The sequence below is a fragment of the Kineococcus sp. G2 genome (assembly GCF_037154035.1).
Lineage (GTDB): Bacteria > Actinomycetota > Actinomycetes > Actinomycetales > Kineococcaceae > Kineococcus.
Map to the genome: position 1 here is coordinate 34057 of NZ_JBBBEM010000095.1, position 24887 is coordinate 58943.

At 76.0% G+C, this 24887-nt stretch carries 27 protein-coding genes and 1 other RNA gene; 24 read left to right on the forward strand and 4 right to left on the reverse strand.

Annotated features, from left to right (window positions below; all coding sequences use genetic code 11):
- Positions 1-26: 26 nt before the first annotated feature.
- Positions 27-1016 carry a GGDEF domain-containing protein gene (locus V9U69_RS14110; RefSeq protein WP_337062471.1) on the reverse strand — a complete coding sequence of 330 codons (990 nt, stop codon included), beginning with the start codon at positions 1014-1016 and terminating at the stop codon, positions 27-29.
- A 180-nt stretch (positions 1017-1196) separates the two neighbouring features.
- On the opposite strand from V9U69_RS14110, the gene V9U69_RS14115 reads away from it, so the two are divergent.
- From V9U69_RS14115 to V9U69_RS14185, 15 genes are all read left to right on the forward strand, one after another.
- Positions 1197-2006: an alpha/beta hydrolase gene (locus V9U69_RS14115; protein WP_337062473.1), complete on the forward strand. Its 810-nt coding sequence runs from the start codon at positions 1197-1199 to the stop codon at positions 2004-2006.
- Positions 2007-2076: 70 nt separating this feature from the next.
- The gene (prfB, locus tag V9U69_RS14120; protein WP_337062475.1) at positions 2077-3198 is read left to right on the forward strand and encodes a peptide chain release factor 2; all 1122 of its coding nucleotides are present in this window, start codon (positions 2077-2079) and stop codon (positions 3196-3198) included.
- 118 nt (positions 3199-3316) lie between these two features.
- Positions 3317-4006: a cell division ATP-binding protein FtsE gene (gene ftsE / locus V9U69_RS14125; protein WP_337062476.1), complete on the forward strand. Its 690-nt coding sequence runs from the start codon at positions 3317-3319 to the stop codon at positions 4004-4006.
- The gene (gene ftsX / locus V9U69_RS14130; RefSeq protein WP_337062478.1) at positions 4006-4911 is read left to right on the forward strand and encodes a permease-like cell division protein FtsX; all 906 of its coding nucleotides are present in this window, start codon (positions 4006-4008) and stop codon (positions 4909-4911) included. The genes ftsE and ftsX overlap by 1 nt, the downstream gene beginning before the upstream one ends.
- A 116-nt stretch (positions 4912-5027) precedes the next feature.
- Positions 5028-5501: an SsrA-binding protein SmpB gene (gene smpB, locus V9U69_RS14135; RefSeq protein ID WP_337062480.1), complete on the forward strand. Its 474-nt coding sequence runs from the start codon at positions 5028-5030 to the stop codon at positions 5499-5501.
- Between the two features lie 121 nt (positions 5502-5622).
- Positions 5623-5988, forward strand: a transfer-messenger RNA (tmRNA) gene (ssrA, locus tag V9U69_RS14140).
- A gap of 336 nt (positions 5989-6324) precedes the next feature.
- A complete protein-coding gene (locus tag V9U69_RS14145) occupies positions 6325-7191 on the forward strand; it encodes a GGDEF domain-containing protein (protein WP_337062482.1) in 867 nt (288 codons plus the stop codon).
- Between the two features lie 52 nt (positions 7192-7243).
- A complete protein-coding gene (locus V9U69_RS14150) occupies positions 7244-8353 on the forward strand; it encodes an NADH:flavin oxidoreductase/NADH oxidase (protein ID WP_337062484.1) in 1110 nt (369 codons plus the stop codon).
- A 115-nt stretch (positions 8354-8468) separates the two neighbouring features.
- Positions 8469-9044: a YqgE/AlgH family protein gene (locus tag V9U69_RS14155; RefSeq protein WP_337062486.1), complete on the forward strand. Its 576-nt coding sequence runs from the start codon at positions 8469-8471 to the stop codon at positions 9042-9044.
- Between the two features lie 46 nt (positions 9045-9090).
- Entirely contained in the window at positions 9091-9417 is a 327-nt protein-coding gene (locus V9U69_RS14160) for a DUF3039 domain-containing protein (RefSeq protein WP_337062488.1), read from the forward strand.
- The gene (locus V9U69_RS14165) at positions 9417-10871 is read left to right on the forward strand and encodes an MFS transporter (protein ID WP_337062490.1); all 1455 of its coding nucleotides are present in this window, start codon (positions 9417-9419) and stop codon (positions 10869-10871) included. The genes V9U69_RS14160 and V9U69_RS14165 overlap by 1 nt, the downstream gene beginning before the upstream one ends.
- A gap of 29 nt (positions 10872-10900) precedes the next feature.
- Positions 10901-12712 (forward strand): DEAD/DEAH box helicase, encoded by a 1812-nt coding sequence (locus V9U69_RS14170; protein ID WP_442907776.1) that lies wholly within the window; start codon positions 10901-10903, stop codon positions 12710-12712.
- A 17-nt stretch (positions 12713-12729) separates the two neighbouring features.
- Positions 12730-13188, forward strand: coding sequence for an SRPBCC family protein (locus V9U69_RS14175; RefSeq protein WP_337062493.1), 459 nt, complete (start codon positions 12730-12732; stop codon positions 13186-13188).
- A gap of 122 nt (positions 13189-13310) precedes the next feature.
- A complete protein-coding gene (locus V9U69_RS14180; RefSeq protein ID WP_337062495.1) occupies positions 13311-13763 on the forward strand; it encodes a tellurite resistance TerB family protein in 453 nt (150 codons plus the stop codon).
- Between the two features lie 70 nt (positions 13764-13833).
- Positions 13834-14595 carry an RDD family protein gene (locus V9U69_RS14185; RefSeq protein ID WP_337062497.1) on the forward strand — a complete coding sequence of 254 codons (762 nt, stop codon included), beginning with the start codon at positions 13834-13836 and terminating at the stop codon, positions 14593-14595.
- 72 nt (positions 14596-14667) lie between these two features.
- On the opposite strand, the gene V9U69_RS14190 is transcribed toward V9U69_RS14185, so the two are convergent.
- The 3 genes from V9U69_RS14190 to V9U69_RS14200 are packed head-to-tail and all read right to left on the reverse strand — an operon-like array spanning position 14668 to position 17299.
- On the reverse strand, positions 14668-15420 hold the full coding sequence (locus tag V9U69_RS14190) for an NADPH-dependent F420 reductase (RefSeq protein WP_337062520.1): 753 nt from the start codon (positions 15418-15420) through the stop codon (positions 14668-14670).
- A complete protein-coding gene (locus V9U69_RS14195; RefSeq protein ID WP_337062498.1) occupies positions 15417-16016 on the reverse strand; it encodes a nicotinamidase in 600 nt (199 codons plus the stop codon). The genes V9U69_RS14190 and V9U69_RS14195 overlap by 4 nt, the downstream gene beginning before the upstream one ends.
- Positions 16013-17299, reverse strand: coding sequence for a nicotinate phosphoribosyltransferase (locus tag V9U69_RS14200; protein WP_442907777.1), 1287 nt, complete (start codon positions 17297-17299; stop codon positions 16013-16015). Before V9U69_RS14200 ends, V9U69_RS14195 begins: the two co-directional genes overlap by 4 nt.
- Positions 17300-17447: 148 nt before the next feature.
- Here V9U69_RS14200 and clpS point away from each other — a divergent pair, with 148 nt between their 5' ends.
- The 9 genes from clpS (at position 17448) to V9U69_RS14245 (ending at position 24874) form a co-directional block, all read left to right on the forward strand.
- Entirely contained in the window at positions 17448-17750 is a 303-nt protein-coding gene (gene clpS / locus V9U69_RS14205) for an ATP-dependent Clp protease adapter ClpS (protein WP_242128710.1), read from the forward strand.
- Between the two features lie 23 nt (positions 17751-17773).
- Positions 17774-18364: a DUF2017 domain-containing protein gene (locus V9U69_RS14210; protein WP_337062503.1), complete on the forward strand. Its 591-nt coding sequence runs from the start codon at positions 17774-17776 to the stop codon at positions 18362-18364.
- 60 nt (positions 18365-18424) lie between these two features.
- Positions 18425-19294: a glutamate racemase gene (gene murI / locus V9U69_RS14215; RefSeq protein ID WP_337062505.1), complete on the forward strand. Its 870-nt coding sequence runs from the start codon at positions 18425-18427 to the stop codon at positions 19292-19294.
- Positions 19291-20073, forward strand: a complete 783-nt coding sequence (rph, locus tag V9U69_RS14220; RefSeq protein ID WP_337062506.1) for a ribonuclease PH — start codon at positions 19291-19293, stop codon at positions 20071-20073. The genes murI and rph overlap by 4 nt, the downstream gene beginning before the upstream one ends.
- Positions 20070-20732 (forward strand): RdgB/HAM1 family non-canonical purine NTP pyrophosphatase, encoded by a 663-nt coding sequence (rdgB, locus tag V9U69_RS14225; RefSeq protein ID WP_337062507.1) that lies wholly within the window; start codon positions 20070-20072, stop codon positions 20730-20732. Before rph ends, rdgB begins: the two co-directional genes overlap by 4 nt.
- Entirely contained in the window at positions 20729-22315 is a 1587-nt protein-coding gene (locus V9U69_RS14230; protein ID WP_337062508.1) for a molybdopterin-dependent oxidoreductase, read from the forward strand. The genes rdgB and V9U69_RS14230 overlap by 4 nt, the downstream gene beginning before the upstream one ends.
- 424 nt (positions 22316-22739) lie before the next feature.
- Positions 22740-23414, forward strand: coding sequence for a fasciclin domain-containing protein (locus V9U69_RS14235; protein WP_337062509.1), 675 nt, complete (start codon positions 22740-22742; stop codon positions 23412-23414).
- 63 nt (positions 23415-23477) lie between these two features.
- Positions 23478-24059: an ECF RNA polymerase sigma factor SigK gene (gene sigK / locus V9U69_RS14240; RefSeq protein WP_337062510.1), complete on the forward strand. Its 582-nt coding sequence runs from the start codon at positions 23478-23480 to the stop codon at positions 24057-24059.
- On the forward strand, positions 24056-24874 hold the full coding sequence (locus V9U69_RS14245) for an anti-sigma factor (RefSeq protein WP_337062511.1): 819 nt from the start codon (positions 24056-24058) through the stop codon (positions 24872-24874). The genes sigK and V9U69_RS14245 overlap by 4 nt, the downstream gene beginning before the upstream one ends.
- Positions 24875-24887: the final 13 nt, after the last annotated feature.

Genomic DNA, 24887 nt, shown 5'->3' on the forward strand with positions numbered 1-24887 from the left:
CGCCGGTCCGGTCCCGGCCGGCCGGGTCAGGCGCCGCGGACCGGTGCCGGCGGGGCGTCCTCGCGGAGGGCGGGACGGGGCGCGCCGGGTCGGGCGCGCTTGTGGGCGTACAGGTCCGCGTCGGCGCGCTCCAGCCAGTCGGCGACCGCCTCGCCGGGCGCGTGCTCGGCCGTCCCGGCGCTCCAGCGGCCCCGAGGGCGGGCGGCGCGCAGGGCGGCGAGGACCTCGGGGACCTGCGCGGCGCGGGTGCGCGGCAGCAGCAGGGCGAACTCGTCGCCGCCGAGGCGGCCGAGCAGGTCCCCGGGGCGCAGCGCCCCGGCCCAGGCGCGCGCCAGGTCCGCCAGGAGCCGGTCGCCGGCCGCGTGCCCGTCGCGGTCGTTGACCTCCTTGAAGCCGTCGAGGTCGAGGACGACCAGGGACGCCGGTGCGCCGTGCGCCGCGGTGGCCTCCGCCTCGGCGAGCCAGGCGGCCCGGGTCAGGGTGCCGGTGAGCTGGTCCTCGTCGGCCCGCGCGCGCAGGCGCAGCACCAGGCCGTTGACGGTCCAGGCGACGGCGGCGACGGTGCCGCCCATGAAGCCCCACGTCTGGGCGGGGGCGGGCGCGCCACCGCCCCACAGCGCGGCGGCGAAGCCGGCGAGGAGCAGCGTCAGGTGGGCGCACGCCGCCCGGCGGGAGTGGAAGGCGGCGGTGAACAGCGCGATCCAGACGTAGCTGCACGCGGTGACCACCCGCCCGGCCGGGGTCGTGGAGGCCAGGACGCTCACCGTGACGACGCTCGTCGCCAGGAGCAGCACCGCGTGCGGCAGGGCGCGCGGCAGACGGGCGGCGCGGGCGTGCAGCAGCGCGCCGAGGGCCAGGCCCACCACGCCCAGGGCGGCGGCCATCCCCGTCGGTGCGGTGGGGCTGAAGGGTGCGGCGGCGGTGGCCAGCGACAGCGCCCCGGCGCCGAGGACGGTGCGTGCCAGCGCCCGGCCCTCGGCCGCGGGTGCGCGGCGGGTGCGGACGTCGCGTGCCACTGCCGCCGCCCCCTCCCGCCCCGCGTCCGGCGCGGGAACCTCCTGATGGACATCGGTACCGGGGGGGCGCAGCTGCACGCCCGGGGGCGGGGATCACCCGGCTGGAGCAGCGCCCGCGGTGACGCGGACGGCGGCTGGTGCGCGGTGGCGCCCGTTGCCCGCGCGGGGTACCACGGGGGAGTGCTGACGCGGCGTGGTGCGCTGAGCGCCGCGGGGTGCGCGGCGGTGGCCGCGCTCGTGCCGGGCTGCACCGGGGGGCCCGACCCCGCGGGGCGTTCCGGCTCGTCCCCGGGGGCGGGTCGGCACCCTGCGGCGCTGACCGCCCGTCCCGGGCCCGGCGGCGGCTCGGCACCGCCGGGGGAGCGGGCGCTGGGGGTCGCGGACGTCCGCGACGCCCTGCTGCTCGTGCCGCCCGGTCTGCCTCCGGGCGAGCCGGTCGCGCTGGTCCTGACGCTGCACGGCGCCGGCGGGGACGCAGCCGGCGGGCTGGCGCCGCTGCGGCCGCTGGCCGAGGAGCACGCCCTGGTGCTGCTCGCACCGGCCTCGCGGGGCTCGACGTGGGACGCGATCACGGGTGGGTACGGGGTGGACGCCGAACTGGTCGACCGGGCGCTGACGCGGGCGTTCGCGACCGTGGCGGTGGACCCGGGGCGGGTGGCGGTCGCGGGCTTCTCCGACGGCGCCTCGTACGCGCTCGGGCTGGGCCTGGCCAACGGCGAGCTGTTCCGCCGCGTCGTCGCCTTCTCCCCGGGCTTCGTGCCGGACGGCCCGCGCGTCGGCCGGCCGGACGTCCACGTCTCCCACGGTGACGACGACGAGGTCCTGCCCGTGGACCGGACGAGCCGGCGGATCGTGCCGGCCTTGCGCGCGGCGGGGTACGACGTGACGTACCGGGAGTTCGACGGCCCGCACGTCGTCCCGCCGGAGGTGGCGCGGGAGGCGGCGGCCCGGCTCAGCAGGCCGTCGGCCGCCGCGTCGGACGGCGGCTGAACCGGTGGGCCACCGGCGCAGCGCCTCGCGCGCACCCCGGTGTCCCGGTGCGCGCGTAAGCTCGGACGACGTGGCCACCGACTTCCCCGCCGAGATCTCCGCCCTCCGCCAGACGTACGCGTCGATCCGCCAGGTGTCGGACCTCGACGCGCTGCGCGAGGAGCTGACCCGGCTCAACGAGCAGGCCGCCGCCCCGGACCTGTGGGACGACGCCGAGCACGCCCAGTCCGTCACCAGCCGCCTGTCGACGGTGCAGGCCGAGCTGGAGCGCATCGAGCGGATGGGCTCGCGCATCGACGACCTCGAGGTCCTGCTGGAGCTCGCCGAGTCCGAGGACGACGCCGACTCCCTGGCCGAGGCCGAGCGGGAGCTGGTCTCGATCAGGAAGCAGCTCGACGAGCTGGAGGTGCGCACCCTGCTGAGCGGGGAGTACGACCAGCGCGAGGCCCTGGTGACGATCCGCTCGGAGGCCGGTGGCGTGGACGCGGCGGACTTCGCCGAGATGCTCATGCGCATGTACCTGCGCTGGGCGGAGCGCAAGGGCTACAGGACCGAGGTGTACGACACCTCCTACGCGGAGGAGGCGGGCATCAAGTCCGCCACCTTCAAGGTCGCCGCCCCGTACGCGTACGGCACCCTCTCGGTCGAGCAGGGCACGCACCGCCTGGTGCGCATCTCCCCGTTCGACAACCAGGGCCGGCGCCAGACGTCCTTCGCGGGCGTGGAGGTGCTGCCGGTGGTGGCCGAGACCGACCACATCGAGGTCCCGGAGAACGACGTCCGGGTGGACGTGTACCGCTCCTCGGGGCCGGGCGGGCAGTCGGTCAACACCACCGACTCCGCGGTGCGGCTGACGCACGTGCCCACCGGCATCGTCGTCACCTGCCAGAACGAGAAGTCGCAGCTGCAGAACAAGGCCGCCGCGATGCGCGTGCTGCAGGCGAAGCTGCTGGAGAAGGCCCGCAAGGACCGTCAGGCGGAGCTGGACGCCCTCAAGGGCGACGACTCCGGCTCGTGGGGCAACCAGATGCGCTCCTACGTCCTGCAGCCGTACCGCATGGTCAAGGACCTGCGCACCAACCACGAGGTCGGCAACGCCGACGCCGTCTTCGACGGGGAGATCGACGCCTTCCTGGAGTCCGGCATCCGCTGGCGCCGGCAGGGCGAGCGGGCGGCCGGCGCCGCGAGCTGACCGGGCGCGCCCACCCGGACGGGGGTCGGCGCTCACGCGCCGTGCCCGCCCGTAGAGTGGTCGGCGGCTGGAGTACGTCCCGCACCCCCCCCCGTCCCCGAGACCGGCCACCCCGCGAGTGATCACCTTCGAGCACGTCAGCAAGGTCTACGGCGAGGGGTACCGCCCCGCGCTCGCCGAGGTGACCCTGCAGATCGACAAGGGCGACTTCGTCTTCCTCGTCGGGCCGTCCGGGTCGGGCAAGTCCACGTTCCTGCGGCTGGTGCTGAAGGAGGAGAAGGCGTCCTCGGGGACCGTGCAGGTCGCCGGGCGCGACGTGGGCCGGTTGCGCAGCTGGAAGGTGCCGGCGCTGCGCCGCGAGATCGGGGTGGTCTTCCAGGACTTCCGGTTGCTGACCGACAAGTCCGTCTTCGAGAACGTGGCCTTCGCCCTGCAGGTGCTGGGCCGGCCGCGGCACGTCATCGCGCAGTCGGTGCCGGAGACGTTGGCCCTGGTGGGGCTGCAGGGCAAGGAGAAGCGCCGCCCGCACGAGCTGTCCGGCGGCGAGCAGCAGCGGGTGGCGATCGCCCGCGCGTTCGTCAACCGGCCGTCGATCCTGCTGGCGGACGAACCCACCGGCAACCTCGACCCGGAGACCAGCGTGGGCATCATGAAGCTGCTGGACCGCATCAACCGCACGGGGACCACCATCGTCATGGCCACGCACGACGACGACATCGTCGACCAGATGCGCAAGCGCGTCGTGGAGCTGCGCGACGGCCGCGTCGTGCGCGACGAGGACCGCGGCGTGTACGGGTCGGCCCGCTGATGCGCCTGGGCTTCGTCCTGCGGGAGATGGGCGCCGGGCTGCGGCGCAACTTCACCATGACGGTCTCCGTCGTCCTGGTGACGATGGTCTCGCTGTTCTTCCTGGGGCTGGGGCTGCTGGTGCAGCAGCAGGTCTCCATCCTCAAGGGCGACTGGTACGACCGCGTGCAGGTGTCGATCTTCCTGTGCGGGGAGGTCAGCAGCGAGGAGAACTGCCCCACCGGTGCCGTCACCGCCGAGCAGCGCGACGCGCTGCGCGCGCAGCTGGAGGCCTCGCCGCTGGTGGACCGGGTCTTCTACGAGTCCCAGCAGGAGGCGTACGAGAACTTCCTGGAGCAGTACGACGACTCGCTCACCGAGAACGTCACCCCCGACGCGCTGCCGGAGTCGTTCCGCGTGCGGCTGACCCAGCCGGACCGCTACGAGGAGATCCGCGACCAGTTCGCCGGGCAGCCGGGCGTGGAGGACGTCCCGGACCAGCGGGCCATCCTGGGGCCCCTCTTCGCCGCGATGGACGGCGCCACCCGCGTGGCGATCGGCCTGGCCGCCCTGATGCTGCTGTGCTCGGTGCTGCTGGTGTCCACCACGATCCGCCTGACGGCCTTCAGCCGCCGCCGGGAGACGAGCATCATGCGGCTGGTGGGCGCCTCGCGGGCGCTGATCCAGCTGCCGTTCGTGCTGGAGGGCGTCGTGGCCAGCTTCGTCGGCGCGGTCCTGGCCTCCGGGGCGCTGTACGCGCTGGTGGAGTTCGGCGTGGGCCGGCTGAGCGACCGGCCGGACTTCACCACCCGCCTGGTGGAGACCTCCGACGTGCTGTGGCCGACCGCGCCGGTGCTGGTGGGTGTCGGGGTGGTCTTCGCGGTGGCCGCCTCGCTGCTGAGCCTGCGGCGCTGGCTGCGGGTCTGAGCCCGTCCGCGCCCGCCGTCGCGCTCGGGGGCGTGCGCCCTGGGAGAACGGCCGTGCGCGGGTGCGCACGCCCCACCTAGACTGGACGGTCCAGACCACCACGGGGGAGGGCCGACGTGCCGCGCGAGACCGGGCGCAAGGTGATCGCCAGCAACCGCAAGGCGCGTCACGACTACCACATCGAGGACACCTACGAGGCGGGCCTGTCCCTGATGGGCACCGAGGTGAAGGCCCTGCGCATGGGCCGCGCCTCCCTCGTCGACGGCTTCGCCCAGATCGACCGGGGGGAGATGTGGCTGGAGCACGTCCACATCCCCGAGTACGTGCAGGGCACCTGGACGAACCACGCGCCCCGGCGCCGCCGCAAGCTGCTGCTGCACCGCGCGGAGATCGACAAGTGGGCCGGCAAGGTCCGCGAGTCCGGCCTGACGATCGTGCCGCTGTCGCTGTACTTCGTCGACGGCCGCGTGAAGGTCGAGATCGGCCTGGCGCGGGGCAAGAAGAACTACGACAAGCGGCACGCCCTGCGCGAGCGCCAGGACCGCCGTGAGGCCGAGCGCGCGATGTCGCTGCGCCGGAACCGGGAGTGAGGCGCCCGGGTCGCCGGTGGCCCGGGTGCGCCCGGCGGGAATGGGCGCGCCGGTCGGGTCGTTGGGACGTATGATGGTCACCGGTCGCCACGACGGGGCCGGCAGCACCACAACTCAACAAGGGGATGACAGGTTTCGACGTCGGTCGTCGAGCCAGGGGAAGCGGGTCGAGGATGCACGGTCATCTCGTCAACGCTCCGTGCAAACCAATAGGTGCCGATTCCAAGCGCACCGAGTTCGCCCTCGCCGCCTGAGCGAGTGCGACTCTGTCAGCCCGGGTGTGCTCCCGCCCCGGGTCCTGGCATCGACTAGGGGGCTCACCTCTCACCGAGGTCGCGTAGGTGAGAGGGACACTCAACGCGGCTGGGCCCGGCGATGACATGCCTGTGTGAGCATCGGGGCCGAGCAGACCGCTGAACAGGCTGCACCCGGAGAAGCCCTGGTACCACGCTGACGGACGCGGGTTCGATTCCCGCCATCTCCACCCCTGTCGAAGGGCCGCTCCCCGCGAGGGGGGCGGCCCTTCGTCGTGCCCGGGTGCCCGTGCCCACCCCGGTCGCTCACCGCGCGCCGGTGTGGGCGGCGGACCTCGTCGGCGCGGGCGGCCGGTCTCTGCCGCCCCGTGCGGTGACGGGCGGTCGCGTCACCGGTACGCGACTCTCCGCGCCAGGTCCCGCGCCGGCCGTGTCGCCGTGGACACGCTGCGTCGCAAGCGTTCCGCCGTGCCGGGGGTTTTCCCCCGATCGGGCCGGGCAGCCGGGTGCAGCGCACCTACCGTCGCCCTCCAGACGGCCCGCCGCGGCCGCCGGACGAGGAGGGTGCAGTGCAGGACGTCGACTACCGGGAACTGGTGGAGGACTCGCCCCTGCCCACCCTCGTCGTGCGCGACGGCGCGGTGCTGTGGGCCAACGGGGCCGCGCGGCTGGTGGTCGGCGCCGGGCCCGACGGGCCCGCACCGGTGGGCTGGGCGCTGACCGCCCTCGTCCACCCGGACGACCACGACGCGCTCGCGACCGGCCTCGCCGTCGGTGCGCGCACCGGCCCGGCGCAGCCGGCCCCGCCGGTCGAGTGGCGCTTCCTGGCCGCCGGTGGCGCCGTGACGACCGTGGAGGTGCGCATCGCGCCCGTGCGCTTCGAGGGCGCCCCGGCGCTCGCCCTGCTCTGCTGGGACGTCTCCCAGCACGTCGAGCGGCAGCGCGACCTCGCGCACCGCGCCACCCACGACCGCCTGACCGGGCTGCCGAACCGCTCCCTGTTCGAGGACCGCTGGTCCCAGGCCCGCTCCCGCGCTCGCCGCACCGGGCGGGTGCCCGTGGTGGCCTTCTGCGACGTCGACGACCTCAAGCGGTTCAACGACCGGTACGGGCACCTCGCCGGCGACGCCGTGCTGGTGGCGGTGGCGCGCCGGCTGGCGGCAGCGGCGCGCGAGGAGGACACCGTGGCCCGCTACGGCGGCGACGAGTTCGTCGTCCTGGTGGAGGGGCCGGCCGAGGTGGAGCCCGCCGCGCTGGAGGAGCGCTTCCGCCGGGCCGTCACCGACGTCGCGGTGGAGCTGCCCGGTGTCGACGGCGGCACGTCCCTGACGTGCAGCGTCGGCCTCGTGGTGGACGACCCGGTGGTGCCGCCCGCCGAGGTGCTGGCGCGCGCCGACGCGCGCATGTACCGGGACAAGCGCACCCGCCGCCCCTGACGGTGCGCGGGGTGCGCGGGCGCGTGCCGGGGCCGTCTCGTACGGTGCGGCGGTGAGTCGACTGCTCCAGCCCCTGACCCTGCGCGGCACCACCTTCGGTCACCGCGTGTGGGTCTCCCCGATGTGCCAGTACTCCTGCGACCCCGTCGCCGCGCCCGGCGTGCCGAACGACTGGCACCTGGTCCACTACGGTTCCCTCGCCGTCGGCGGCGCCGCCCTGGTCCTGACCGAGGCCGCCGCCGTCGTGCCCGAGGGGCGCATCTCCCCGCACGACGCGGGCCTGTGGGACGACGAGCAGGAGCGCGCGTGGGCGCGGGTCGTGGCCTTCGTGCACTCCCAGGGCGCCGCCGCCGGCGTCCAGCTCGCCCACGCCGGCCGCAAGGCGAGCACCCACCGCCCCTGGGCGCCCGAGCGGGGCAGCGTGCCGCCGCAGGAGGGCGGCTGGCCGACCGTCGCGCCCAGCGCGATCGCCCACGGCGACCTGGCGGTGCCCACCGCCCTGGACGCCGACGGCGTCGAGCGCGTCGTGGCCGCGTTCGCCGACGCGGCCCGCCGCGCCGAGCGCGCCGGCTTCGACGTGGTGGAGCTGCACGCCGCCCACGGCTACCTGCTGCACCAGTTCCTCTCCCCGCTGTCCAACCGGCGCACCGACGGCTACGGCGGTGACCTGGCCGGTCGCGCCCGGTTGCTGCTGGAGGTCCTGGACGCCGTGCGGGCGGTGTGGCCGGCGGACAAGCCGGTGTTCGTGCGGGTGTCCACCTCCGACTGGGCGCCCGGCGGGTGGGACGTGGACGAGTGCGTGCAGCTGGCCCGGTGGCTCGGCGAGCGCGGCGCGGACCTGGTCGACGCCTCCTCCGGCGGCAACGTGCCCGAGCAGTCCATCCCCGTGGGCCCCGGCTACCAGGTGCCCAACGCCGGGCGCCTGAAGCGGGAGGCGGGCGTGCCGGTGGGGGCGGTCGGCCTCATCCTCGACCCGCTGCAGGCCGAGCAGGTCCTCGTCGGCGGGGACGCCGACGCGGTGCTGCTGGCCCGGCCGCTGCTGGCCGACCCGCGCTGGCCGCAGCGCGCCGCCCTCGCCCTGCACGACACCCGCGCCGTGCCGTGGCCGGCGCAGTACGTGCGCGCCACCCGCGAGGACGTTCCGCTGAGCGGTCCGCGCTGACCGGGCCGGGCCGCGGGCGCGGCCCTGCGGCACCGACCGGGTGCGGCGGGCTCCGGAGACGCCATGATGGGGGCGTGCTCCTGCAGACCGGAACGGGGCGAGAGCGGTGAGCCCGATGCCCCCCACCGCGCTGACGGGCCGCCTGCTGCTGGCGAGCCCGTCGCTGACCGACCCCAACTTCCGCCGCGCCGTCGTCCTCGTGCTCAACCACGACGAGGACGGTGCGCTGGGGGTCGTCGTCAACCGGCCCCTGGAGGTGGACGTGGACGCGGTGCTGCCGGGGTGGCAGGAGTTCGCCACCGCGCCGGGCAAGCTGTTCCAGGGCGGCCCGGTGGCGCTGGACTCCGCCCTCGGGCTGGTGGCCGTGCCCGGTGACCGGCCCGACCCCGCCGGCGTGCGGCGCGTGTTCGGTTCCGTGGGCCTGGGGTCGGTGGGCCTGGTGGACCTGGACACCCCGCCGGAGGCGGTCGTCGACGACCTGGCCGGCCTGCGCATCTTCGCCGGCTACGCGGGCTGGGGCGCCGGGCAGCTGGAGGGGGAGGTCGCCGACGACGCCTGGTTCGTCCTGCCCGCCGAGGCCCGCGACCCCTTCTCCGACGACCCCGAGCGGCTGTGGGGGGACGTGCTGCGCCGCCAGGGCGGGGACCTGGCCCTGGTGGCCAGCTTCCCCGCGGACGTGTCGCTGAACTGACCCGCGCAGCCGCCGCCGCGGCCGGGCGGGCACGTACCATCGCGGCATGAGCTCGCCGATCGACGACCCGTTCAGCCCCGCACCCCAGGACGCGCCGTCGACCACGCCCTCGCGCACGGCCGTCCTCGACCGCCAGGAGCAGGCCGAGGAGAAGGTCGAGCCCGGCGACCACGAGCGCTTCGCGCACTACGTGAAGAAGGAGAAGATCATGGAGTCCGCCCTCTCGGGCGACCCCGTGATCGCGCTGTGCGGCAAGGTGTGGGTGCCCGGCCGGGACCCGAAGCGGTTCCCGGTGTGCCCCACCTGCAAGGAGATCTACGAGGGGCTCTCCGGCGGCGGCAAGGGCGGCGACGGGGACGACTCCGGCCGCTGATGAGCGCCCCCGCCGGGGGTGCGGCGGCCGGGCCGCTCTCGCGCGAGCACCGCGCCACCACGCTGCCCGTCCTCGCCCTCATCTGCCTGGTCGCCTTCGAGTCGATCGCCGTGGCCACCGCCATGCCGGTGGCCGCGGCCGACCTGGGGGCGGTGCGCTCCTACGGCCTGGCCTTCTCCTCGTTCCTGACCGCCAGCCTGCTGGGCACCGTCCTGGCCGGCGGCTGGGCCGACTCGCGCGGGCCGCGGCCGCCGATGGCGGCCGGCGCGGCGCTGTTCGTCGTGGGGCAGAGCGTGTGCGCGCTGGCGCCGTCCTTCGGGGTGCTGCTGGCCGGGCGCGTGCTCGCCGGGCTGGGCGGCGGCCTGCTGGTGGTCTCGATCTACGTGGTCGTCGGCTCGGCGTACCCGGACGAGGTGCGCCCGCGGGTGTTCGGCTGGATGTCGGCGTGCTGGGTGCTGCCGGGGGTGGCCGGTCCCGCGCTGGCGGGCTGGATGGCCGGCGCCGCCGGCTGGCGGCTCGTCTTCGGCGTCGTCGTCCCCCTGGCCGTCCTCGTGGCCGCGGTGATCCTGCCGCGGGTCGCCGCGAGCGCCGCCGCGCACGCCCCCGCGGCGGGGGAGGGACCGGCCGGTGCCGGGCCGTCGGCGCGCGGGCGAGCCGCGCGCGGTCTGGTCGTCGCCGTCGGCGCGGGCGCCCTGCAGGCGGGCGCGGAGGGCCTGGGCGACGGCGGGGCGCTGCCGCTCGCGCTGACCGCCGCCGGGGCGGTGGCGGTCCTGGTGGCCCTGCCCGCGCTGCTGCCGGCCGGTGCGCTGCGCCTGGCGCGCGGGCTGCCCAGCGTGGTGGTCGTGCGCGGGTTGTTCACCGCCGCGTTCTTCGGCACCGAGACGTTCGTGCCGCTCATGCTGCAGTCCGAGCGCGGGTTCAGCCCCGCCCAGGCCGGGCTGGCGCTCACCGGCGGCACGATCGGGTGGTTCAGCGGCACCACGGCCCAGGCGAGGGCCCTGGACCGGGTGCCGCGCGCGCTGCTGCTGGCCGCGGGCGGCGCGGTGCTGGCCGCCGCCGGTGCCCTGCTGGCCGCCGTGACGCTCACCGGTGCCAGCGGCTGGTGGGTGCTGGTGGCGTGGCTGCTCGCCGGGGGCGGCATGGGCCTGGGGATGGCCACCACCAGCGTGCTGACCCTGCGCCTGGCCGCGCCGGCCGAGCGGGGCCTGGCCTCCTCCGCGCTCCAGCTGTCCGACAACCTCGGGTGCGTGCTGGGCATCGCCGTGGCCGGCGGGGTCTTCGCCGCCCTGCACGTCGGTGCCGGGGACGACCAGGGCCTGTTCGGCGGGATGTACGCGGGCCTGGCGCTGGTCGCGCTGGCCGGCGCGCTGGTCGGCACCCGGGCCCGGCCGCCGCGCCCGGCGCAGTCCTGCCCGGTGCCCGCGGCGGGGTCGTCTACGGTGGGAGGACCGTGAGCACGACAGCCCAGAACACCTCGCCGGACCTGTTCTCCACCGCGCCCACCGCACCCGCGGGGCCCACCGCGACCCCCACCGGGGAGGCCGCCTCGCCGGGCCGGCCGCTGCGCGCGTGGCAGCGGGCCGCGATCGAGCAGTACTTCGACCCCGAGCGCGAGGACCCCGAGGACTTCCTGGTCACCGCGACGCCGGGCGCGGGCAAGACGACGTTCGCCCTGGCCCTGGCGCGCCGGCTGCTGGACGCCCGCCGGGTGGACCGGGTCGTCGTCGTGGCCCCCACCGACCACCTGCGCACCCAGTGGGCCGAGGCCGCCCACCGCGCCGGCATCGAGCTGGACCCGACGATGTCCAACGCGGTCGGCCCGGTGCGCCCGGACGTGCGCGGCTACGTCACCACGTACGCGCAGGTCGCCGGGCACCCGATGCTGCACCGGGCCCGCGCCACGGCCAAGCGCTCCCTCGTGGTGCTCGACGAGATCCACCACGCCGGCGACGGCCTCAGCTGGGGCGAGGCGGTGCAGGAGGCGTTCGCCGACGCGCGCCGCCGGCTGTCGCTGACCGGGACCCCGTTCCGCACCAAGGCCGACGAGCGCATCCCCTTCGTGAAGTACGTCGAGGACGACTCCGCGGAGTCCGAGGGCGGCCTGCGCAGCCTGGCGGACTACACGTACGGCTACCGGCAGGCCCTCGCCGACGGCGTCGTGCGCCCCGTGGTGTTCGCCGCCTACACCGGCACCTCGCGCTGGCGGAACTCCGCCGGTGAGGTCGTGGCGGCCTCCCTCAGCGACCCGTCCACGAAGTCGGTGGAGGCGCTGGCGTGGAAGACGGCGCTGGACCCGCGCGGGGACTGGGTGCCGCACGTGATCGCCGCGATGGACGAGCGCCTGGAGCACCTGCGCGAGCACGGCATGCACGACGCCGGGGGCCTGGTGCTGGCCAGCGACCAGGACGACGCCCGCGCCTACGCGCGGATCGTGCAGCGCGTCACGGGCGAGAAGCCCGTGCTGATCCTGTCCGACGACCCCAAGGCGTCGCAGAAGATCACCGACTTCGCCGAGGGCGACCAGCGCTTCGCGGTGTGCGTGCGCATGGTCTCCGAGGGCGTGGACGTCCCCCGCGCGGCGTGCCTGGCGTGGATGACCAGCTACCGCACCCCGCTGTTCTTCGCCCAGGCCGTCGGGCGCGTGGTGCGCGCGCGGCGCCGGGGCGAGTCGGCGACGGTGTTCCTGCCCGCGGTCCGCCCCCTGCTGGCGCTCGCCGCGGAGATGGAGACGGACCGGAACCACGTCATCCCGCCGCCGCCCAGCGTCACCTCCGAGGAGGTCGACGAGGGCGGGCTGGACCTGCTGCCCGCGCCGGAGCGCGAGCCGGGGGAGGCCAAGGAGTACGAGGCGCTGGAGGCGCAGGCGGAGTTCGCGCACGTCCTGCACGGCGGCAGGGCGCTGCTGGGCACCGAGACGGCGCCGCTGGAGGTCACCGAGGAGGACGAGGAGTTCCTGGGCCTGCCCGGGCTGCTCTCGCCGGAGCAGACCGCGGCCCTGCTCGCCCAGCGCGACGCGGAGATCCGCAAGCGCACCGCCGCCCCGCGCGGCCCGGACGAGGACACCGAGCCCGTGGCCGCAGAACCGGCGGAGGAGTCCGGGGAGGCGACCTGGCACACGGCCTCGCTGCTGCGCAAGGAGATCCACGGCCTCGTCGGGCGGGTGGCGGCCGGGCGTCAGATGCCGCACGCCACCGTCTATGCGAAGGTGCGCGCCGCCGTCCCGGGGCCGCCGTCGGCGTCCGCGGGGGTGGACGTCCTCCGCCGCCGCCGCGACCACCTGCTGTCGATGGTGTGAGCGGGTAGGTTCGGACGGTGCCCGAGATCGTCCAGCGGACCATGGTGCGGGGAACCGTCGACGAGGTGTTCGACGTCTCCCTCGACCTCGACGTCGAGCGCGTCGCGGGCCGGCGGTTCAGGGTGCGCGCGGTCGAGGGGGCCGGCCGCACCAGCGGGCGCATCGGGCTGGGGGAGCGGGTGCGCTGGCGCATCCGCCTGTTCGGGCTGGTGCCCGTCACGCACACCTCGAACATCGTGGAGCTGGAGCGCCCGCGCCGCTTCGTGGACCGCATGGACGAGGGGCTGTTCGCGGAGTTCCACCACGAGCACGTCTTCGAGCCCGAGGGCCCGGGGATGACGATCGTGACGGACCGCATGGCCTGGCGCAGCCCCGCCGGGCCGCTCGGCCGCGTCGCCGACGTGCTGTTCGTGCGGCGCACGCTGCGCCGCCTGCTGGCCGACCGGAACTCCGAGATCGTCCGCCGGTTCAGCTGACCGGCCCCGGCGACCGGGCGGGCACCCGTCGCGCCCCCCCGCGGGGCCGGCGGCAGGAACCGGTGCGGTGCGGCGCGCGTTCGACCGGTGTGGCCGGGAGCGTCCCGGCGAGGGAGGACGACGTGGGTTTCCTGGACAGGCTCAAGGGCAAGGGCGTGCCCGTCGACCAGCTGAAGGCGCGGGTCGCGCAGTTCAAGAGCAAGGACTTCGCCGAGGCGAGCATGGCCACGTGCGCGCTCATCGCGGCGGCCGACGGCCGCATCGACCCGGCCGAGCGCCAGAAGACCGCCGCCTTCATCGGCTCCCACGACGTGCTGGCCTCCTTCGACGCCGCCCAGCTGCGCGAGTCCTTCGACCGCTACTGCGGCAAGCTCTCCAGCGACTACGACTTCGGGAAGATCGAGGCGCTGCAGGCGATCGGCAAGCTGCGCGCCAAGCCGGACCAGGCCCGCGCCGTGGTGCAGGTGGGCGTGGTCGTCGGCGGGGCCGACGGCGACTTCGACGAGTCCGAGCGCCGCGCGGTGCGCGAGGTGTGCCAGGCCGTGGGGCTGGACCCGGCGGAGTTCGGCGTCTGATGGGCCGCCCGTCCGCGACGCGGTGGGGCGCGCCGGCTCCCGGCGTCCCGGCCTGGCAGGCTCGCCCGCTGTGAGCACCCCCGCCGGCTGGTACCCCGACCCGTCCCGCCAGGCGCAGCTGCGCTGGTGGGACGGTGAGCGCTGGACCGAGCACACCCACACTCCCGCACCGGCGCCCGGGCCGGGCCTGGACCTGCGCAAGGACACCCCCGGCACCGGCGACCCGTGGCAGCACGGGCAGCAGCACGGGCAGCACCGCCCGTACCCCACGTACGGCGCCTACGGCGACCCGGCCGCGGGCCGCTCGTCCGCCCGGGCCCTGGCCACCCCGGACGGGCAGCCGCTGGGCAACCTGGGCCTGCGGCTGCTGGCGCGGATCGTGGACTGGGTCCTCGTCTCCGTCATCGCCACCCTGGCCGGCTGGTCGCTCGTGCAGCGGATGGTGCGGTCGATGGACGACACGCTCACCGCGGCCGTCGCCGGTGACCCCACGGCCTCGCTGCGGCTGCTGGAGGACCCCGGGTTCAACGCCGCGCTGTCCAGCTTCACGTTCGTGCTGATCGCCGTCAGCGCCGCGTACACGGTGCTGCCGCTGCGCTTCTACGGCGCCACCCCCGGCAAGGCGCTGTTCGGGCTGCGGGTGCGGCCCTGGGAACGCCCCGGGCACCCCACCTGGGGGCAGTCGATCCTGCGCTGGCTGACGAGCGACCTGGCCGTCCAGCTCTTCTGGCCGTACGCGGTGCTCGACTACCTGTGGCCGACGTGGGACCGGCGCAAGCAGGCCCTGCACGACAAGCCCGGTGGCACCGTGGTGGTGCGCCGCAGGCGCTGACCCGCACCGGGAACCCGCCCCGCACTCCCGGGGCGGGTTCCCGGCGGCCCCGTCGGTCAGGCGGTGGACCGCTCAGGCGGTGAAGGCGGCGGGGCGCTCGCGCTGCGCCTCGCCGAGCGCCCGGGCGATCCCGTCGGCGTCGAGCTCGGCGCCGTAGACGGGGGTGCCGGGCTGCTGGCGCCAGGACTCGGCCAGCGTCCCGGCGTCCACGGCGTCGAAGCCCATCGTGAAGAGGAGGTCGGCCACCACGGCCTTCGCGGCCGGGTCGTCGCCGGCCAGCGGCAGGCCGCGGCGCTCCGGGTCGCCCGCGGGGCGGGCGGCGTTCAGCAGGTGCTCGGCCTGGATGCCGTTGAACGCCTTCACCCAGCGCAGCCGGCCCGCCGGGTCCAGCTGCTGCGCCACCCACGCGGTCTCCGGGGTGCCGCCCTCGATCGCGTCGATGCGCCCGTCGCGCTCGCGCGGGTAGTAGTTGCCGGTGTCGACGACGACGGTGCCGTCGGCGGCGCCGTCCAGCGCCCCCGCCAGGTCGGGCACGTTCTTCTCCGGCACGGTCACCACCACGAGGTCGGCGTCGCGCGCCGCCTCCGGGGCGGTGACCGCGCTCGCGCCGGTCTCGGCGGCCAGGTCCGCCAGGGTCTGCGGCCCGCGGGAGTTCGCCACCCGCACCTCGTGCCCCAGCCGGGTGAACGCCCGGGTGAGGTTGCCGCCGATGTTGCCCGCTCCGATGACGCCGATGCGCACGTCGTGCTCCTGCCTTCTCGGGTGCCCGTGACGGTGATCCGCAACCCCGGTGCGTGCCGGGGTGTTCCGCGGGAGGGGGTTCAGGCGACGACGGGCTCGCCGACGAGCGAGACGCCCGCTGCGCGCAGCTGCTCCAGCGCCGCTTCCACGGTGGTCGCGGAGATGCCCGCCGTCAGGCCCAGCAGCACCGTGGTGCGGAACCCCTCGCGCGCCGCGTCCAGGGCGGTGGCCCGCACGCAGTGGTCGGTGGCGATGCCCACCACGTGCACCTCGTCCACGCCCCGCTCGCGCAGCCAGTCCGCCAGCCCGGTGACCAGCTCCCCGCCATCGTCGGTGACGGTGGAGGTCGTCCCCTCGAAGCCGGAGTAGGCCGCCGCGTACTGGCCCTTGCGGAAGACGGCCTCCACCCGGCTGGTGTCCAGGGCGTCGTGCAGGAGGGCTCCCCAGCTGCCCGCCCGGCAGTGCGGGGGCCAGGAGTCCACGAAGTCCGGGGTGTCGGAGAAGTGCGCGCCGGGGTCGACGTGGAAGTCCTGGGTGGCGACCACGTGGTCGTAGACGAGGTTCCCGCGGGCCAGCAGCTGGCTGGTGGCCGCCGCGACCTCGTCGCCACCGGCCACCCCCAGCGCCCCGCCGGGGCAGAAGTCGTTCTGGACGTCGACGACGACGAGGGCGCGGCTCACCGGCCCTGCTCCCCGGCGTCGGCGGCGGTGCCGGTGGCGGCGCCGGTGGTGGGCGGCGGCAGCACCGTGGTGGGGATCGCCGGATCGCCCTTGGACAGGGCCAGGCCGTCCCACGGCAGCGTCACCAGCGCCCGGCGCAGGTGCTCGCGGGACTCCTCCAGCGTCGGCAGGTCCGGCACCCGCTCGCCGTCGACGACGTACGGCACCTGCAGCGGGCGGTCGTGCGGCTCGCGCGGGGGGGTGTGCCCGACGCCGAGGACCTCGTCGGTGGCGGTGCCGGTGGGGCGGTGCCGCCGCACGGCGACCTTGCGCCCGCCCTGGGTGACCTTGGAGGTGGAGCGCTTGGCCACGGGGCGGCCCTCGACCTCCACCAGCTTGTAGACCAGCCCGGCGGTGGGGGCGCCGGAACCGGTGACCAGGGAGGTGCCCACCCCGTAGCCGTCCACGGGTGCCGCGGCCAGGGCCGCCAGGGCGTACTCGTCCAGGTCGCCGGAGACGACGATCCTCGTGCCGGTGGCGCCCAGGGAGTCCAGCTGCGCGCGCGCCTGCTCCGCCAGGACCGCCAGGTCCCCGGAGTCGATGCGCACCGCGCCCAGCTCCGGACCGGCGACCTCGACCGCCGTCTCGATGCCGCGGGTGATGTCGTAGGTGTCCACCAGCAGGGTGGTGCCGGTGCCCAGGGCGGCGACCTGCGCGCGGAAGGCCGCCTCCTCGGTGTCGTGCAGCAGCGTGAAGGCGTGCGCGCTGGTGCCCGCGGTGGGGATGCCGTAGCGCTCGCCGGCGGCCAGGTTGGAGGTGGCGGTGAACCCGCACAGGTACGCCGCCCGCGCGGCGGTCACGGCGGCCTCCTCGTGGGTGCGCCGCGAGCCCATCTCGATGAGCGGGCGCCCGTGCGCGGCGGTGCTCATGCGGGCCGCCGCCGCGGCGATCGCGCAGTCGTGGTTGAGGATGGACAGCACCACCGTCTCCAGCACCACCGCCTCGGCGAAGGTGCCGGTCACCGTCAGCATGGGGGAGCCGGGGAACCACAGCTCGCCCTCGGCGTAGCCCTCGACCGAGCCGGTGAAGCGGTAGGCCGCCAGCCACTCCAGGGTGCGCTCGTCCAGCACCCCGCGCAGCCGCCGCAGCGCCTCCGGCTCGAACCGGAAGTCGCGCACCGCGTCCAGCACCCGCGGCACGCCCGCCACGACGCCGTACCGGCGCCCCTCGGGCAGGCGGCGGCCGAACACCTCGAAGGTGCACCGGCGCTCGGCGGTGCCGTCGGCCAGCGCGGCCTGCAGCATCGTCAGCTCGTAGTGGTCGGTCAGCAGCGCCGTCGTCGCGCCGGGCCTCGCCGTGCTCACGCTCACCCGCGCGAACCTAGCGCGCCGGGCCGACGCCGGCCCCGGCAGCGCGCCGGGCCCGCCCGCGCGGGGTCCTTAGACTGGGGCCGTGCCCTCGACCGTCCTCACCGCTCCCGTGGAGCTCGAGCGCCCCGAGGCGGACCTGACCGCCGCCCCCGACACCCCGTGGGTCACGCTGGTCTGGAACGACCCCGTGAACCTCATGTCCTACGTCTCGTACGTCTTCCGCACCCACTTCGGCTACTCCGAGGCGAAGGCGCAGGCCCTCATGCTGGACGTGCACACCAAGGGCCGCGCCGCGGTCAGCTCCGGCAGCCGCGAGCAGATGGAGCGCGACGTGGAGGCCATGCACGGGTACGGCCTGTGGGCCACCCTCCAGAAGGACGACTGACCCTGAGGATCCGACGACGCGCCGTGGCCACCTTCCGCCGTTCCCGCAACGGGCTGTTCTCCCTGACCCTGCAACCCGTCGAGGCCGACGTGCTCGCCTCGGTCACCCGCGAGGTCCTCGAGCTGCTCGACGTCCCCGAGCGGCGCGTCGACCCGCTGGCCGCCGAGCTCGGCCTGGGCGACCTGCCCGCCTTCGGCCCGCTGGGCGACGCCGACGGGCCCTCGGGCGCCGCGGGCCCCACCTCCCCGCCGGAGGACGAGGTGCTGCGCCGGCTCCTGCCGGACGCCTACCCGGAGGACCCCGACGCCGCCGCGGAGTTCCGCCGCTTCACCGAGCACGGCCTGCGCGAGCGCAAGGCCGCCGCCGCCCGCGCGGTGCTGGCGTCCCTGGCGCCCGTGGAGGGGCAGGGCGGGCGCGTGCAGCTGGACGCGGACGGCGCCCGCACCTGGCTGGCCGCCCTCAACGACGTGCGCCTGGCCCTGGGCACCCGCCTGGGCGTGCGCGACGACGACGGCCCCGAGCTGCTCGACGAGGACGACCCGGCCCGCTACGCGTGGGCGGTGTACGACTTCACCACCCACCTGCAGGAGACGCTGGTGCGCTCCCTGGGGTGAGCTCGCGCGCCTGCCGCGCACGTCCCGGGCGGGACGCCGGCCGCCGCGTAACCTGCTCCGGTGAGCGCGAGCCTGGACCGGGACGACCCCATCGGCATCTTCGACTCCGGGGTGGGCGGCCTCACCGTCGCCCGCGCCGTCCTCGACCAGCTCCCCCACGAGGCGATCCACTACATCGGCGACACCGCCCACAGCCCGTACGGGCCCAAGCCCATCGCCGAGGTGCGCCGCTACGCCCTCGACGTGCTCGACGACCTCGTCGACTCGGGCGTGAAGATGCTCGTCATCGCCTGCAACTCCGCCTCCGCCGCCGTGCTGCGCGACGCCCGCGAGCGCTACGACGTGCCCGTCGTGGAGGTCATCCTCCCGGCCATGCGCCGGGCGGTGCGCGCCACCCGCAACAACCGCGTCGGCGTCATCGGCACCCGCGCCACGATCTCCTCGCGGGCCTACGACGACGCCTTCGCCGGCGCCCTGGACGTGCGGCTGACCAGCGCCGCCTGCCCGCGGTTCGTGGAGTTCGTCGAGCGCGGCGTCACCGGCGGCCCGGAGCTGCTCGACGCCGCCCGCGAGTACCTGGCCCCCGTCATGGCCGCCGGGGTGGACACCCTGGTGCTGGGCTGCACCCACTACCCGATGCTGACCGGCGTGCTGCGCACCGTCGTCGGCGACGGGGTGACGCTGGTCTCCAGCGCGGAGGAGACCGCCCTGGACGTCTACCGGGAGCTGTCCGCGCGCGACCTGCTGCGCCCCGACGACCGTCCCGCCCCCCGGCACCGCTTCACCGCCACGGGCGACCCCACCCCGTTCCGGCAGCTGGCGCAGCGCTTCCTGGGCCCGCAGATCGTCTCCGTGGAGGAGACCGGCCCGCTGCAGCTGGGGGCGCTGCGCGGGGCCCTGCGCGGCGCCGGTGAGAAGGTGGGCCGGTGAGCACCGACCCCGCCACCCCCACCGGCACCCCCGCCCCCCGCGCCGACGGCCGCGCCCCCGACGAGCTGCGCGACGTGCGCATCACCCGCGGCTGGCTCGACCACGCCGAGGGCAGCGTCCTCGTGGAGTTCGGCCGCACCCGCGTGCTGTGCGCGGCGTCCTTCACCGAGGGCGTGCCGCGCTGGCGCAAGGGCTCCGGCAACGGCTGGGTGACCGCCGAGTACGCCATGCTGCCGCGCTCGACGAACACCCGCGGCGACCGCGAGTCCGTCAAGGGCAGGATCGGCGGGCGCACCCACGAGATCAGCCGCCTCATCGGCCGCAGCCTGCGCGCCGTCGTCGACACCAGGGCCCTCGGGGAGAACACCGTCGTCCTGGACTGCGACGTCCTGCAGGCCGACGGCGGCACCCGCACCGCCGCGATCACCGGCGCCTACGTGGCGCTCGCCGACGCGATCGCCTGGGGGAAGGCGAAGGGTCTGGTCCGGCAGTCCAAGCAGCCGCTGACCGGTTCCGTCAGCGCCGTCAGCGTCGGCGTCGTCGGCGGGCTCCCCGTCCTGGACCTGCCCTACGTGGAGGACGTGAAGGCCGAGACCGACATGAACGTCGTCGTCACCGGCGACGGGCGCTTCGTGGAGGTGCAGGGCACCGCCGAGGGCGTCCCCTTCGACCGCTCCGAGCTGGACGCCCTGCTCGACCTCGCCCTGGCCGGCTGCACCCGCCTGAGCGCCCTGCAGGCCGAGGCGCTGGCCGCACCCCTGCCCGGGAGCCCCGCGTGAGCGCCCCGGCCGGTGCGCGCCGGGTGGTCCTGGCCACCCGCAACGCCCACAAGGTCGGTGAGCTGCGCGCCGTCCTGGAACCGCTGCTGCCCGGCGTCGAGGTCCTCGGCGTCGACGCCTTCGACGACGTGCCCGAGGTCGCCGAGACCGGCGTCACCTTCGAGGAGAACGCGCTGCTGAAGGCCCGCGCCGTGGCCGCCGCCACCGGGGTCGTCGCCGTCGCCGACGACTCCGGCATCGCCGTGGACGTCCTGGGCGGGGCGCCCGGCATCTTCTCCGCCCGCTGGGCCGGCCGGCACGGCGACGACGCCGCGAACCTGCAGCTGCTGCTCGCCCAGGTCGCCGACGTGCCGCAGGAGCACCGCGGCGGCGCGTTCGTGTGCGCCGCCGCGGTGGCCGCCCCCGACGGCGAGGAGCACGTCGTGCGCGGCGAGCTGCGCGGGCGGATCACCACCGCTCCCGCCGGTGGCGGCGGCTTCGGCTACGACCCCGTCTTCGTGCCCGAGGGGTCCGAGCGCACCCTCGCCGAGCACAGCGCGCAGGAGAAGAACGCGATCAGCCACCGCGGGCGCGCCTTCGGGGCCCTCGCCCCCGTGCTGGCCGCCGTCCTCGACGGCCGGCCCATCCGCGGCGCCACCGGCTCCGAACCCCGGGTGTGAGGACACCGGGCAGCGCGCAGCGGACCACGGCGCAGGAGGGGAGCGCGGGGCCACCGCCCCGCGCAGCCACCGGTCTGGCCGCGCTGTCCGGGGTCCTCGCCGCGGGCGTGACCGTCGGGGTGGGGCAGCTCGTGGCCGGCCTGCCCCTCGGCGGGCTCTCGCCGTCGGCGGCGCCCCTCGTCGTCGTCGGCGACGCCGTCGTCGACCGGGTGCCCGCGCCCGTGAAGGACTTCGCCGTCAGCGCGTTCGGCACCGCCGACAAACCGGTCCTGCTGGCCACCATCGCCGTCCTCGTCGCCCTGCTCGCCGCCGCGGCGGGCGTGCTGGCCCGCCACCGGCTCGCCCTCGGGGTCGCCGTGGTCGCCGTCCTCGGCGTCGTCGGCGTCCTCGCCGCCGCCACTCGCCCCGACGCCACCGCGCTGTGGCCGCTGCCGTCCGCCCTCGGCGCCGCCGCCGGCGCGTACGTCCTGACCCTGCTGACGCGCCGCCTCGCCCCCGGCGGCCGCAGCACCGGCCTCCGGCGTCGCGCCGTGCTCCTCGGCTCGGTCGCCGCCGCCGGCCTGACCGCCGCCGGTGCCGGCCGCGTCCTCTCCGGCGCCCGCAGCGCCGAGGAGTCCCGCGCCCGCGTCGTGCTGCCCGCCCCCGCCGAGGCCGCACCGCCCGTGCCGCCCGGGGCCGACCCCGCCCAGCTGGTCGGTGCGGGCCTGACCCCGTACGTCACCGGAAACCGCGACTTCTACCGCATCGACACCGCCCTCGTGGTGCCCGACGTGCGCGCCGAGGACTGGACCCTGCGCCTGCACGGCATGGTCGAGCGGGAGATCACCCTCACCTTCGACGACCTGCTCGCGCTGCCCCTGGTCGAGCGGTGGATCACCTTGACCTGCGTCAGCAACGAGGTCGGCGGCGACTACGCGGGCAACGCGAAGTGGCTGGGCTACCCGCTGGCGGAACTCCTGGCCCGCGCCGGGGTCCGCGACGGCGCCGACACGCTGTTCGCCACCAGCACCGACGGTTTCACCCTGTCCGCCCCGCTCGCCGAGGCCGCCGACGGCCGCGACGCGCTCCTCGCCGTCGGCATGAACGGCGAACCCCTGCCCCGCGAGCACGGTTTCCCCGTCCGCATGGTGATCTCCGGGCTGTACGGGTTCGTCTCCGCCTGCAAGTGGGTCACCGACATCGAGGTCACCCGGCTCGCGGAGAGGACCGCGTACTGGACCGAGCGCGGCTGGGCCGAGCGTGCCCCCGTCAAGACCGCCTCCCGCATCGACGTGCCCCGCTCCTTCGCCACGCTGCGCGCCGGCCGCGTCCCCGTCGCCGGCGTCGCCTGGGCCCAGGACCGCGGCATCAGCGCCGTCGAGGTCCGCGTCGACCGCGGTGAGTGGGCACCGGCGAAGGTGCTGCCGTCGGTGTCGGAGGACACCTGGTGCCAGTGGGTCTTCGAGTGGGACGCCGAACCCGGCGGGCACGTCCTGGAGGTGCGCGCCACCGACGCCACGGGAACGCCGCAGACCGCCGAGGTGGTGGCGCCGATCCCGAACGGGGCCAGCGGGTACGACTCCGTGACGGTCACGGTCGAGTAGTCCCGAGGTTTCGGGTTTCCGGGTTTCCGTGAATGGGTTCTCGGCCGGCCGGCGGGGTGGTCCGGGTGCCGGGCTCTCCGCCCGCAGTCGGTCCCACGTCTCCCGTCCCAGCACGGGGCGGGCTCCGGACGCCCTGCACCCGGACCACCCCGCCGGCCTCCAGTCTCACCTGTCCTCGGTGCTTGTTCCTCACCTCCACCCGGTCCACCGTGGTCTTGCGTAGTCGCGTGTTCGCATTCGCAAGACCACCGGGAAACCCGCGCCACCGTTACCCGGCCACAGGGGCCCACCGGCCACGAGGGTCCCGTTGGTCCGATCGGGAGGCGACGGAAACTCCTCCCATCCACCGCCTCGCCGGTTCCGAACCCCTGGTGAACGACCGGCCGGGAACCCCGGCCGGGAAGCCCTGAGGAAGGAACTCACCGTGAAGCGCACCGGAACCCTGCTGGCCCTCGTGGCGACCGCGACCCTGGGCCTGGCCGCCTGCGGCGGGAACGACACCGCCGCCACCGCCGGCCAGGAGGCGATGGCCGGCTCGTCGAGCAGTTCGTCGCCGAGCTCGGCGATGCCCAGCGCCTCGGAGTCGATGGACGCCGCCGCGATGAGCGGGCCCGTCGGCCCGGGCTGCGCCGACTACGCCGCCGCGAACGCGTCCGGCCCGGCGTCGGTGGAGGGGATGGCCGCCGACCCCGTCGCCACGGCGGCGTCGAACAACCCGCTGCTGACCACGCTGACCGCTGCGGTCTCGGGGAAGCTGAACCCCGACGTGAACCTCGTCAACGACCTCAACAACGGCGAGTACACCGTGTTCGCCCCCGTCGACGACGCGTTCTCGCAGGTCCCGGCCGAGACGCTGGAGACCCTGAAGACCGACAGCGCGGTGCTGCAGTCGATCCTCACCCACCACGTGGTGCAGGGGCAGCTGAGCCCCGAGGAGGTCGTCGGCACACACACCACCCTGCAGGGCGCGGAGGTCACCGTCTCCGGTGAGCCGGAGTCGCTGACGGTGAACGGCGACGCGATGGTCGTCTGCGGCGGCGTGCAGACCGCCAACGCGACCGTGTACCTGGTCGACTCGGTGCTGATGCCCCCCGCCTGACGCGGCAGCGGTGGCTGAGGGTTCGGTGGGTGCACGGGGAGGGGAGGTGGGACAGTGAGCGCGATGACCACCTCCCGTCCCCGCGCCGCCGGCGCCGTGGGGCCCGGTGACGCGGACGCCGCGCTCGCCGGGGCCGCCCGCGGCGACCAGGCCGCCTTCGCCGCGTTCTACGACGCGACGGCCGCCGCGGTGCACGGCACGGTCCTGCGGGTGCTGCGCGACCCGGCGCAGTCCGAGGAGGTCGTGCAGGAGGTGTTCCTGGAGGCGTGGCGGACCGCCGCCCGCTTCGACCCCGGCCGCGGCAGCGCCCGCGCCTGGGTGGTGACGATGGCCCACCGGCGGGCCGTGGACCGGGTGCGCTCCAGCGAGGCCGGTTCCCGGCGCGACGAGCGGTACGGCGTCCGGGAGGAAGCCCCGTACGACAGCGTGAGCGAGGAGGTCGAGGTGGTGCTGGAGCGCGAGGAGGTCGCCCGCGCCCTCGGCGTCCTGAGCCCGGCGCAGCGGCAGGCGGTGGACCTGGCGTACTACGGCGGGCGCACGCACCGGCAGATCGCGGAGGACCTGCACCTGCCCCTGGGCACGGTGAAGACCCGGCTGCGCGACGCGCTGCTGAAGCTGCGCGAGGCGATGGGGGTGCGACCGTGAGCGGCGACGCGCACGAGCGTCCCGGCCGGCCGGTGCCCGGGGACGACGGGCCGCTCGCGGGAGCGTGGGCGCTGGACGCCCTCGACGACGCCGAGCGCGCCGCCTACGAGGAGCGCCTGCACCGCGACGCGGACGAGCGGCGCGAGGCGGACGAGCTGCGCGAGGCGGCGTCCCTGCTGGGGGCGGCGGCCGCCGTGGCGCCGCCGGCGCGGCTGCGCGCCGACGTGCTCGCGGCGATCGCCGCGACGCCGCAGGAACCCGCTGACGGCCCCGCGCCCGTCACGGCCCTGGCCGCGGCCCGCCGCTCGCACCGGGCGAGCCGCGGCCCCTCCCGCTGGGGCGCCCTGGCGGCGGCCGCGGGGATCGCCGTGGCGGCCGCCGGCGTCGGCGTGGCGCTGGACGCCCGCTCGGACGCCGAGCGGGCCCGGGAGGTCGCCGCCGCGCAGCGCGAGCAGCGGCAGGACGCGCAGGAGACCCTGGAGCAGGTGGCGGCGCTGCTGGCGTCGGGCGAGAGCGTGACGGTCCAGGCGTCCGCCGGCGGGTCCGCGACCGTGGTGCGCGCGGGGGACCGGGCGGCGGTGGTGACCGCCGGGCTGCCCGACCCGGGGGAGGGCCGCGCCTACCAGCTGTGGCTGCTGCAGGGGGACGAGGTCGCTCCCGCCGGGATGCTCCCGCGGGCCGGTGGCGAGGGGCCGGCGGTGGCGCTGCTGCCGGAGCTGGGGCGGGCCACCGGTGTGGGGCTGTCGGTGGAACCCGCCGGGGGTTCGCAGCAGCCGACGACGACGCCCGTGGTGGTGGCGCCGCTGCCCGCCTGAGCCGGGCGGGTTC